This is a genomic window from Shimazuella sp. NTD247, assembly GCF_059510415.1.
The window spans coordinates 405806-417898 of sequence record NZ_JCAJZU010000002.1 but is presented as its reverse complement, the minus strand read 5'-3'; the positions used below and the strand labels follow the sequence as shown (position 1 = coordinate 417898).

At 37.8% G+C, this 12093-nt stretch carries 13 protein-coding genes; all 13 read left to right on the top strand.

The genetic code is table 11. The features are described from left to right. Nucleotides 1-10 precede the first annotated feature (10 nt). Entirely contained in the window at nt 11-2563 is a 2553-nt protein-coding gene (locus tag AC5WOC_RS06590; RefSeq protein ID WP_496054604.1) for a DUF859 family phage minor structural protein, read from the top strand. 1 nt (nt 2564) lies between these two features. After that, complete coding sequence (locus AC5WOC_RS06585; RefSeq protein ID WP_496054603.1) at nt 2565-2852, top strand: hypothetical protein; 288 nt, start codon at nt 2565-2567, stop codon at nt 2850-2852. Nucleotides 2853-2856: 4 nt separating this feature from the next. Beyond that, nucleotides 2857-3249, top strand: coding sequence for a DUF4376 domain-containing protein (locus tag AC5WOC_RS06580; RefSeq protein WP_496054602.1), 393 nt, complete (start codon nt 2857-2859; stop codon nt 3247-3249). A 116-nt stretch (nt 3250-3365) separates the two neighbouring features. Next, nucleotides 3366-4178 carry a peptidoglycan recognition protein family protein gene (locus tag AC5WOC_RS06575; protein ID WP_496054601.1) on the top strand — a complete coding sequence of 271 codons (813 nt, stop codon included), beginning with the start codon at nt 3366-3368 and terminating at the stop codon, nt 4176-4178. Nucleotides 4179-4287: 109 nt separating this feature from the next. Continuing rightward, nucleotides 4288-4515: a BhlA/UviB family holin-like peptide gene (locus tag AC5WOC_RS06570; RefSeq protein ID WP_496054600.1), complete on the top strand. Its 228-nt coding sequence runs from the start codon at nt 4288-4290 to the stop codon at nt 4513-4515. Nucleotides 4516-4554: 39 nt separating this feature from the next. Further along, complete coding sequence (locus AC5WOC_RS06565; protein ID WP_496054599.1) at nt 4555-4803, top strand: holin; 249 nt, start codon at nt 4555-4557, stop codon at nt 4801-4803. 118 nt (nt 4804-4921) lie between these two features. After that, nucleotides 4922-5797 carry a helix-turn-helix domain-containing protein gene (locus AC5WOC_RS06560; RefSeq protein WP_496054598.1) on the top strand — a complete coding sequence of 292 codons (876 nt, stop codon included), beginning with the start codon at nt 4922-4924 and terminating at the stop codon, nt 5795-5797. Then, nucleotides 5797-6567: an ATP-binding protein gene (locus tag AC5WOC_RS06555; RefSeq protein ID WP_496054597.1), complete on the top strand. Its 771-nt coding sequence runs from the start codon at nt 5797-5799 to the stop codon at nt 6565-6567. The genes AC5WOC_RS06560 and AC5WOC_RS06555 overlap by 1 nt, the downstream gene beginning before the upstream one ends. Nucleotides 6568-6582: 15 nt before the next feature. Continuing rightward, nucleotides 6583-7854, top strand: coding sequence for a DnaB-like helicase C-terminal domain-containing protein (locus tag AC5WOC_RS06550; RefSeq protein WP_496054596.1), 1272 nt, complete (start codon nt 6583-6585; stop codon nt 7852-7854). 649 nt (nt 7855-8503) lie between these two features. After that, nucleotides 8504-9463 (top strand): toprim domain-containing protein, encoded by a 960-nt coding sequence (locus AC5WOC_RS06545; RefSeq protein ID WP_496054595.1) that lies wholly within the window; start codon nt 8504-8506, stop codon nt 9461-9463. 506 nt (nt 9464-9969) lie between these two features. Continuing rightward, on the top strand, nt 9970-10701 hold the full coding sequence (locus tag AC5WOC_RS06540; RefSeq protein WP_496054594.1) for an RNA polymerase sigma factor: 732 nt from the start codon (nt 9970-9972) through the stop codon (nt 10699-10701). 143 nt (nt 10702-10844) lie between these two features. Next, nucleotides 10845-11543: a hypothetical protein gene (locus AC5WOC_RS06535; RefSeq protein WP_496054593.1), complete on the top strand. Its 699-nt coding sequence runs from the start codon at nt 10845-10847 to the stop codon at nt 11541-11543. A 61-nt stretch (nt 11544-11604) separates the two neighbouring features. Beyond that, nucleotides 11605-12090: a hypothetical protein gene (locus AC5WOC_RS06530; protein WP_496054592.1), complete on the top strand. Its 486-nt coding sequence runs from the start codon at nt 11605-11607 to the stop codon at nt 12088-12090. Nucleotides 12091-12093: the final 3 nt, after the last annotated feature.

The window sequence follows — 12093 nt, the reverse complement described above, 5'->3', positions numbered from 1 at the left end:
AGGAACTTAAATGGCTTTATCTGGTACTATGGGGAACACGTTCAGAACTGGATACAGACTTCAAATTGACTGGATAGCAACACAAAGCATTGCAAACAATACAAGCACAGTCACAGCAAAAATGTATTTGGTTTCTCTTGATTCAGTTTATACAATCAATTCTTCTTCAACTAAAGACGGAAATATTATTATCAACGGAACTTCTCACACATTTTCTGGGGCTGGTCTTGCTGATTTAAATGGAAATCAAAAGAAACTCATTTCCACTCAAACTCAAACAATTACTCACAACACGGACGGAACAAAGACGTTTACTTTGGACGGTTGGTTTGATATTGAAGTTACGTTGGGAGGAACATTTTATGACAGGGTTGACTTGGCAACGACAACATTCACTCTGGATACTATCCCAAGGAAATCAACACTGACCTCAAGTCCATCATGGACAGCAGGAAACAATCTTGCTTGTTCTATTTCAAGAGCTGATTCCAGTTTTACTCACACTGTTAACATAAAAGTCAATGGAGTAACCATAAAAACATTGACTGGAATTGGGGCATCTACAACAGCAACGTTCAGCTTGACTGAGAACACTTCAGTATTCGATCAGTTGAACACTGGAGCTTCTATTGGTTCAACAATTGAGGTTACAACGTTTAGTGGGTCAACCAACATTGGAACGAACATATACACTGGAACAGTCACAGCTCCGTCAGCTTCAACTCTGTCTGGTTGGACAACTGGAAAGTATATTGACCAACAAATTGACTTTACCCTGTCCAGAGCAAACTCCAACTTCACACATACACTTGTTGTTACTTGTGGAACTTTCACAAAGACACTGTCTGGAGTTGGAGCTTCTACTTCATGGACACCAAACACAACAGAACAGACAAGTTTATATAACCAGACACCAAACTCAAATGAAGTGGACGGAAATGTTAAGATCACAACTTTCTTCAATGGAGAGCAAGTGAGAACTCCAGTTGACATTGATATTGACTTTCTTGTCCGTAATTCCAACCCAACGTTCTCTTCTTCTTCAATTGCTTATGATGATACGAACACAACGACAACAACGCTGACTGGAAACAATCAATATATTGTTCAGAATAAATCTACGTTGAGAGCAATTGTGAACACGTCAGCAACAGCAATTAATGGAGCAACCTTTTCAAAGTATATTGTTACAATTGATGGTAAACAAGAAGAGATCACAACAACAACTGGGAACGTTTCAGTTGGAGAAATTACAGCAGGAACAAATCAAACATTGACAGTCACAGCTGTGGACTCACGGGGAAATCAGACAGCTGTCACAAAGACGGTCTTGGTTGTCCCTTACTCTGAACCAAGTTTGACTATTTCATTGCAACGGACAAACAGATTTGATAACAACACAACTCTGAAAGTCAAAGGAACTTTTTCTCTTTTGTCTGTTAACGGAGTAACGAAGAACACAATTGATTCTGACGATCTTACTTATCAATACAAGGAAAAAGGAGCTGGCTCTTTCGGCACTTCTAATAATCTAACTTTCACTATTACAGGAAACACTTTCACAGCAACAGACACTATTATCAATCTTGACAATACAAAGTCATGGGACTTTCAAGTGTCTGTAACAGACAAATTGGGGACAACAGACAGTCCAGCTTCAGTTGGTAAAGGTGTACCAATCTTTTTTATTGACACTGTGAAAAAATCTATTGGAATTAACAAATTCCCTGACGCTGGTTGGGATTTAGATGTGAAAGGACTTGTGAAAATAGGAAGTCGTTTGCAATTGGTAGCCACTAATTCAGCACAAACAACAAGTAATATTTTTACGGACAGCACAGAAGGCAGACATATTTTACAGCTTCGGGGAGCAAGTTCTTTCACAGACGGAGCTTCTTTGAACTTGTACGGAAATGATGACTCCTTATTTGGTGGGGAGCTTAGAGTCATCACAGACAATGTGTTAAGACTTCAAGTCGAAAAAACTGGAAAAACAATTCTGACCCTAGGAGGTCAAACACTCGACCTGAAAGCTGGGGCTTCAGCAGACAACGTTTTCATGGCTTTTTACGCTGACTCCCAAGGTCAGTCAACTCGTTCTGGTTGGTTTGGCTATAACGTAGCAGGATCAACAAAAATGTCTGTCACTAACGAAATGACAAATGGAAACCTTGACCTTGTAACAAACGGAACAGGAAAAGTGACTGTGAACGGAAAAGACGCTGTTGCAATTGATAGCTCTGGGTCAAACTCAAATGGAACTTACATTCGTTATGTTGATGGAACACAAATCTGTTGGGTTCGTATGAGTGTCACTGACCAAGCAATCAATACAGCATATGGAAGTTTGTTTCAAGGGACAAGAACTTGGACTTATCCAGCAACTTTCATTGACGTTCCAGCTGTGACTTGTGGTGAGTTTAAATGGGGAACAGGTGCTTCTTGGAGTGCTAGTGCTGGAGCAGATGCAACAACGGCTACATTAAGAGGACTTGATACTAGTTCAAGAGCAAGTGGAACAGCTGTAACTATTTCCGCAATTGCAATTGGTAGGTGGAAATAAGATGAAAGTTCTATATAGTCCTCAAACAAGAGTTGGAGACGCTAGTTTTATCTATTCTTTTGAAAATGATGTAATCACAGTAACACTGAATGGAGTAACAGATGTTTTTGATTTTTCCATCTTCCCTATTGATGGGGAATTGGACATAACAACAATTGAAACCGTCTTGGAAATTCAACCAGTTCTATCTGCAAAAAGAGAGAATGGAGTTTTGAGTGTGGTATTACTGAACTTTATATCTGAAGATGCACCAGCAGAAGACAAGTTTCCCACTTGGATCGAGGTGTGAAAGTATGTCAAATTTTCAATGGAAATCATTGTTGGAAATGAAGAAAATAGAGAAGTTACAGGAGTTAAACGAGGCATGTAATCAAGCAATTGTTTCAGGATTTAACCATACTATCAACGGTGTAGAATATCATTTCTCTTTTGACACAGAAGCACAACTCAATTTTCAAGGAGTTGAAAGAATCTTGAGTAATGACCTAGTCCCAGAGGTTATGTGGACAGTAAAAAGGAACGGTGAATATGAAAGAATACCCATAACAAAAGCAATAATGAGTGAGCTTACAATAGTTATTCTTCAACACAAAGACAGCAATATTTCAAAGTTTAGAGATGTACTCATGGTGCAAGTTCAAAACGCAACAACTGTTGAGGAGATTCAGTCTATTGCATGGGATTAAATTACTAAATTACGTAATTTATAAAGTCACTGAGAATATAAAAATTCGTTGTATAGGGAGCAGGGTGTAAGTCCTTGCTCCTTTATTACTAAATTACGAAAAGGAGAAATGTCAAAGTGATTATCAGAGAGCAATTTGTCCGTGTGAATCGCTATACTAGACCAGCAATCAAAAACTCTGGAATTAAGGGTGTTGTCTGGCATTACACAGCTTCACCAAAAGCTTCAGCTCAAAACATACGTAACTATTTTGATGGAACTTGTATTGCTGACAAACGTTACGCTTCTGCTCACATTACAATTGACAAGAAAGAAGTCATAATTATGATTCCTTTCAACGAAATTGCTTATCATGCTCATGACCGTAACCGTTGTTTTGTGAAGCAATTACAACCCAATGCAAACTATACAGCAATTGGTGTTGAGCTTTGTGTTGATGCAAACAGCAAATTGGAATCCAAAACTTACGCAAACGCCGTTGAGTATGGTGTTGTTCTTTGTAAAAAATATGGTTTTGATCCAAGAAAAGATTTCTTTCGTCATTATGATGTTACTGAAAAGAACTGTCCAGCTTTCTGGGTTGCTGACCCAGCTGGTTTCACTAAGTTCAAACAAGATGTTTACAATAAGTTACACGGAGAACAGCCAACGACAACTCCAGCTCCAACAAAGCCAACTCCAAAACCAGTTACTCCAAAATATACTCTTCCAACTGGAATCTTAAAACGAGGAAACAAAGGAACTGCTGTGAAGCAACTTCAAACAGCTCTAAACGCTGTACATTATAATTGTGGAACTGTTGATGGAGATTTTGGAGCAAAGACAGAGGATGCTGTAAGACGTTTCCAAAAAGTATATGACCCTTCAAATGTTGATGGAATCTATGGTGAAAGAACTAGAACTCGTTTGAACAATTTATTGAATAAATAAGTCACAGAATTATCAATAATTCGTTGGACTCACTAACTAAAGACCTTAGACGTGATTGAACCGAGACCGTCTTGGGTCTTTTTTATATGCTTGAAGGGAGGTAGCTGTCTTGGAACAAATTCTCATGTCGTTAGCCACAAAGGAAGGTTTGTTTGCTACCTTGTTTGTCGCTTTATTTATATATCAAATTATGGATAGTCGCAAACGTGAAACACGTCTCATGGACTTCATGGACAAATTATCAGAACAATTTGGAACACTTTCAACCCAATATGAAAAACTCACTGAAGACGTGGACGAAATACGAAAAGATATGAAGGACTACTTTAAACGGTAATGTCACAACTCTTCTTGATTATCGTTGGAGTAACTACCAATGGAGAAAGGAGGGGTTGCTGACATGGTTGAACTTGGTTTGCTCATTGCAGTTCTTGTTGGAATTGGTCAAGTTGCAAAACAACTTGGAGTTCCTACAAAATATCTTCCGGTAATTTCATTAGTTCTTGGAGTTGTTGGTGGAATCTTCTTTGCTGATGGTGATATGGCAAACAAAGTAATGACTGGAATTATGCTTGGGCTGTCCAGTTCTGGTTTATATGATCAAAGTAAAATAATCAAGAAATAGTCCTATTCTTCAATAATGCTCTCACTGTTATAGGTGGGAGCTTTTTTTTTGTTGGTCACAAATTCAAAAGCGGTTCGTTGTATTCTATGAAATTTGGCAACGAGGAGGGAAGACCGTTGTGACTGATAAATTTGTAAAGCTCAAACATGTTGGAACAAACAAAGCTTTCAACCCAAATGGAGAAGAAAAACCAATGTCCGCAAAACTCTCTCATAGTCAATTCAAAGTTCTTTCTATGATATCGAGCTTTCAAGGAGAGGGAGGTTTGTGTGATTCAAGTCTAGGTCAATTATCTGAAGCTTGTGGAATGACAGAAAAGACTGTTTCAAAAGCTGTTAGGGAACTCAATGAGTTTAGATATGACGGGAAACAAGTCCTCATTGTTACTGAAGGAGAGTTCAAGAACAGAAAAAAGTTGTTCTTTCAATTGTTACCTAATCCATTATTCAGTGTTTATGGGGAAACTGATACCGTAAAAAATACCGTATCAAATGAAGTTGATACCGTAATTCCTTCCGTAACTGAACCAGTTGATACCGTAAGAATTACCGACTCTATAGAACTTAAAGACTCTAAAGAATTAAATAATATAGAAATAGAATTGGAGGAATCAAGATTGAAGAATAAAGAGGTCATTCAATCATTCTGTGAAGCTTATGAAAAGAAGACAATGTCTCCATACAAAATTGTTTGGTCTCGTGATAACAAATTTACAACTCAATTCTTGAAGACCGTCCAAGACTTACAAAATAACGAAATTAAGAAATTGATAGAGATAATTGTTGATAACTATGACAAGTGGTCAACCAATACAGCAAAGTTTCCTCTCACCCTACTATCTTTGAAAACTGAATGGATTCAAAACAAAGCCCGTGATTTATTGAAAAAAGAAAAAGAAAGTTTGTCACAAATTGAAAATCAAACCGTTGAAGCAACCAAGAAGAATGTGTCTTCTATCAGTCGGATTTTACAGAGGAAGAGAGGGAACAACTGATGACAGATACAAACAAAGAACGTTGTCTCATGGCTCCAGTCTGCAAGTTTGCAGGAATGACGAGTCATTGTCATGACCTTTGTTTTCCCTTCAGAAAAGCTCATGGAGAGTCTGGTGAATCTGGTGTTGTTGGTCTTGCTGGTGTTCCCAAGAAGTACAAAACAGCAACTAAACACAACCTTCCTATCGAGAATGACAACCCAGAAGTCTATGAAGCTATCATTCATATTTGTGAGAACATAGAAGATTTCATTGACGAAGGAGTGGGACTCTATCTGTATTCTAGTCCTAACAGAGAGAATCCAAGAGGAACTGGGACTGGGAAAACAACTTCAGCTCTCACAATCTTGAACAGCTATCTGACTCATAGACTCGTTCAACACATTAAGAACGAACGAGAAATAAAAGAACTTCCAGCTCTTTTTGTGAAAGCTAGTAAATTACAAAATCAATACAATGCTCAATTCCGTGGAACAAAAGCAGAACAAGAGGAAGCTTCCTCAAAGTTCTACAAACAGAAAAAGCTGATGATTGAAACGGACTTACTAGTCATCGACGACATAGCTTTAAGAAGTTGCACAGAAGCATTTGCAAATGAAATCTATGAAATTATCGATGAGAGAACAACAGAAGAACGAGCAATCATTTTGACTTCTAACGAACCAGTTGAGGTTGTTGGGAGGATTTTGTCTGAACAAATTAGGTCACGAATTGAGGGTTCTTGTGAATTGTTAGCTTTTGAAGGACGAGACCACAGAAAGAGACTCTAAGGGAGGGAATTGTCTATGATTGAAAACAAACTTCTTTCAAAGATGCTTGACGAACACCATTTCTACGTTGTCTATAAATACGGAGTAGACGTTCACGACTTTGAGAATCATTCTGACGTGTTTCAATTCATTCATGACTATGTAAAGAGTGAAGGCTCTACTCCAGATTATAGAACGGTTGTTGAGAAGTTCGAGGAGTTTGAATACGAACCAGAAGTTGCTGACACATTCAAGTATTTATGCAAACAGTTGAAGTCACGGACTGGAAAACGACTTGCTTTTGAAATGTTACAACACAGGGCAAAACAAGCCTTTAAGACTATGGATGGAGCAGAGTTTACCAAATGGTTGAAAGAGGAGTCAGCAAGGATCGAGAAGCAGACTTCCATAGATTACGAATCAGGAACAAACTATGCAACAAATGGTGAAGAACGTTTATCAATGTATGAAGAAGCAAAAGACCCAGCAAATCACGTACTCATTCCAACTCCCTTCAATGTATTGAATGATACTATTGGTGGAGGTTGGGAGCTTGGAGAATACCTCATGTTACTAGCTTTTACGAACGTTGGAAAGAGTTGGTATGCTTCCAAAATGGGACTTCATGCTTGGACAAATGGTTTTGGAGTGCTTCACTATTCTCCAGAGTTGACTAAGAGACAACAGCTTTTCCGTCTTGACACATTAGCTGGTCAATTCGACAACCAAAAACTCCGTCGTGGACGACTTGACCAGAACCAAGAAGGAAAATTCAAAGACTTCCTTGAGACCTTCAACCCAGACATGAGAAAAGACCCATACATTGTAAAAACTATGGAAGACCTCCCAGTTGGACTTTCTTTGGATGTTCTGGAAGCTGATCTTCAAATGAACCCAGATTGTAAGTTTGTTATTATCGACGGTTTCAATCTCATGGTTCATGAGAGAGCAGAAAGCACACGAAACAAAATGACTGCAACGTCCAGACGGCTCCGTCAAATCTTTGGAAAATATAAAGTCACTGGATTGATAGTTCACCAGACCTCAGCACAGTCACAGAAAGAAAAAGCAAAAGAAGACGAGGACGGTTTGAGAATAATATCTCCTCCGGAGTTAACAGACTTCAGTGAAACCTCTGCAACCATTCAAGACAGCTCAATGGTTATGACGTTAGATGCCTATGACGGAATTGCTAAACTTGCAATTAAAAAGGCAAGGGAGCCAAGAGCAATTGGAAAGATTATTGAATGTGTTGCTGATTTTAACAACGGAATTATAAAAGAACAAAGTGATATTGATTATTTTTAATTCCCTATTGAAAGAAGAACCTCTGTTCTATATAATGAAAGGACACCAAAAACAAGGTAACTGTCCCTTTATTTGAATATAGAAACATGTAAATTAAGGAAACCGAAATAACACACTCCTAAAATCTTTGGAAAGTTGATATATTTATAATGCAGGGGCTACTTTGCATCCATGAGATAGGGGATAGACTCATGAAATACGAATGTGGACTTTACTGGGTCAAATGTACTTGTGGAACACAGTTTTATCGACCAGTCTACGCTGGGAAGTATGAGTTTGATGGTTATTGCCCTCATTGTTCGGAGGATTTAGGAACAGTCATTGTTGAAGATGATGGCTTTGAAGTTATTCTCTATGTTGAAGAAGTAGAATTTGAAAAAAGAAGTTGGTTTTGTGAAATTTGGAAATTAGCATGGAAAATGAGAAACAATCCAAAACTTTTTATTAATAGTGCCGGAATGAAGTTATATGTTTGTGGGTTTTATTGGGTTAAGTGTTCATGTGATAAAGAGTTCTATAAATTAATCAGCACAGGACACTATGAGTATGATATGTACTGTCCTGATTGTTTGGAACATTTAGTAACTATTGTGAAGCAAGGGGACTTTTTTGAAACTGTATCATATTCGAAGGGAGTGAGCTATAAAAAATGCTCACTGTTGGACATTATGAAGTTGATGTGGACTTCGAGACCGAGCTTCAAACGTTCTCTTGGGAAAAAGCACGTTGGAAAGACAATAAGCTTATTGCTTGTTCTCCCTTTCGTCGAGAGTCTCATCCAAGTTTTGCTGTAACTTACGACAAAGGTGGAATCTTCATTGATTCTGGTGGTGAAGGAGAATGGAGGTCTGGAGGTTTTGTGAAGCTTCTGTCTTGGCTCCGAAACGAAACCAGAGAAGAAACTGAAGAATACTTGTTGGAAAAGTATTTTATAGTAGGTTTCAAAGAAACAGACGAGCTTGAACTCTCGTTTGAAGGTTGGGAAGAGACAAAAAAGGAAAACGCTTTCATTTCATTGGGTGTCCTAGACAAATTCAAGTTCAAACATCCTTACTTGGAAACCAAACGAGGAATTGAGGACATTTATCAGAGAGCTTTGAAAATTGGGTATGATCCTGAGAAGCAAGCAATTTCAATTCCTATTTTTGATAAGAATGGAATATTGGTAAACATCAAGTTTCGCTCGGTCAAAAGCAAGGTCTTTTGGTACTATAACAACAACCCTGTTCGAGACCATCTCTATTTGCTTGATTTGGTAATAAAGAAGAAAGCAAAAAGGGTGTTTTTAGTCGAGTCCGAGATTGACGCAATCACGTTATTTAAGAATGGTTTTCCAGCTGTCTCTGTTATGGGAGGTTCCCTCACTAAGAAGCAGAAACGTTTATTGATTGACGCTGGAATTGAAACATTAGTGCTTGCAACCGATAACGATAAACAAGGACAACGACTTGCAAAATCAATTCATGGACAACTTGGAGGTCTCATGAATATCGAAGAAATGAGTTTTCCGGAACAATATAAAGATGTGAATGACCTTCCAACTGAATTTCTAATTGAATACGCAAACAACACAGTTGAATGGACATTTGACCTAGAGAGAACACTCTAAGTCTTTTTTTTCTGTCTTCAATTCAATTCAGAATAATATTATTTTTAATTAAATAGTTACGCAATTACGTAATCGGGGTATACTATTATTAAGTAATTAAATAAAACAATTTCAGAGCTTCACACTAAAAAATTTTAGACATGAATTACGCAATTACGTAATAGAGTATGTAACAACTCTTCTTCCTCTCTTTTTTTCGCTCGTAATTACTGAATTACGAAATTTCTTCCTCCCTGTCCCTTTCTTTCGGTTAGCTATCAATATTCTTATTGAACACGAATTTTTCCCTCTTGAATGTCACAGTTGAAAACAAGTGTATGTATTGCTTCAGGGGAGGCTCTTCCTCCCTTCCTATTCGCATACCTATTCGATTACTCAATTTCGTAATTAGGTAATGAAAGCGATTCCAAGAAATATTTTTTTAAGCTCGTCACAGCTTCAGATGTTGTTCGTTGGACTCATCAAAACGTTGATTCAAAAACAAAACCCATTGGAGGAATTACCTTATGAAAACTTTTAATGTAAACCAAGACAAAGAAATGAATGGTTTAGCTGTTGCATATGCAAACGGAGACCGTGAAGCAGGAGACCGTTTTGTTGAAAAGGTGCAACCACTTTTGGAGAGATTCGCTTCAAATAGATACTTCAGTCATGCGGAAAAAGAAGACCTTGTCCAAGAGTATATGGTTATAGCAATTGAAAAAGCATATGATTTCGCTGAACGTTACAATGACGGAACTAATAATGTTCTTGGATTGATCTACACAGCATGTACACGAAAACGAATTGATTTAAGAAGATACAAAAAAGCTGATAAACGCTATCATTTATTTGAAATCGGTGAAAATACTTATTGCAGAGAGGTCTCACTCCAATATGAAGGGGAAGACAAAGACTCAACGTTTGCTGATAAAGTAGCTTGTGACCAAAAATCAGTTGAACAACAAGTGATTGACAATTTGAATGAAACAGCAATGGAAAAAGTAATAGAAGATTTTGCAAAGAAAACAAAAGGTCGTAATTCTTTAATTATACCACTTGTATACAAAGCAAGTTTATTTGACTATGACTCAGAATTACTGAATAACGAAATCGGGGAAGTGCTATTCAAAGAAACAGGTATTGAGCCAACAAATGAAGCTATTCGTCAATCAAAGTCCAGAGCTTTGAAAGCTCTTAGAAAAGCAATTGAGTCTGGAACAATTACATTTGCGAATCAACTTGAGTGGGAACTGTAAAAGGTTCCTCTCCCAGCGTTGTCACAGCTTCAAGTGTTTTTCGTTGTAGTAGGTGTGAGAACGAAAGCTCACAAGTTTATTTCACAGGGAGGAAATAACATATGTCAGTTTTCACAGGTAAAGGAAAAGGCATCAAAGACCAAATGAAAAACCGCAAGAAACCAAGTGAAGGTGAAAAATTAGACTACAAGAAAATCAAGATCAACAAAGATTTAAAAAAAGCAGGTGACTCTATCCGTGTTCGTGTCTTGGGTAATGAAGATTTTACAACATATGAAGCACATGGAAGTTTTGAAAAAGGTATTTGGACAACTCCATGTATTGACCCAAAAGCAACTAGTGAACAACGTTGTTTAATGTGTGAAGCTTCAAAACATGAATCTCATAAGGACTTGAAATCTTCAACTCGTTTCTTGTTTGCCTTCTATGACATTGATATGGAAATGATTCGTTACATTGATGTTTCTTACACACAAGGTGCTTCTCTTATGGATGACATTGAGGAGGACTCTGATTCCCTTGATGAATTTGCTTTCACATTGAAACGTTCTGGGGAAGGAACGAAGACGACATATAAATTGTCCGCAATTCTTGGAATGAAGAAGAAAGACACAGAAGCACAAGCACGTTTTGAAAAAGCTGAAGGGTTGAAAGTTGAAGACGACTTCTTTGACAAAGCTCTTTATATTAAGTCAACAAATCAAATGGGAATTGACCTTGAGAACTCTGGCTTTGATGTTGAAGGTTTACTTGGTTACGAAATTAAAGACGACACTACCAATGAAAAAGAAGAAGTTCAGTCACAAACTGAGGGAGATGTTGACCCAGAGAAAGTCTTTTAAGGATTGGAGGGAGGTTTCCCTCCTCTCTTCTTAACTAAATAAATTCGAGGAGTTGTTGTGAATGTTTAAAGAAGGTCAGTATGTTCGAGTGATTGGTGACTCTTTCAAGCACGACCCTCATGCATTGGAGATTGGTTCCATTCATAAAATACACAGCATTTCCCCAGCCGCAACATATGGAGATTTTCCTCCAGCAGTCAAACTTATGATTATGTTGGAGGGAAAGAAACCGTATAACATTCCAGAACGTATTCATGTGAAAACTGGTGAAGGACATTATGATTATGCAAATCTAGTTTTTGAAGACGTTGAACTCTACACAGGGATGAACACGGAAGTTTTGAAACCAGATAATGAAGACACAGACGAGGAATACGATGAGAAATATATCTATGAAGTGGAAATGTTAGAAGACGATATTACTGACGGATACCGAGCAGGAGACATTTTCCGAGTCTACGTCAATAAAGAAGGAGAACCATTCTTTCGTGACCTTGACGGTGACGCTCGTTATCTCCACATAACCAACCATAAGTTAGTTAAATAAGCA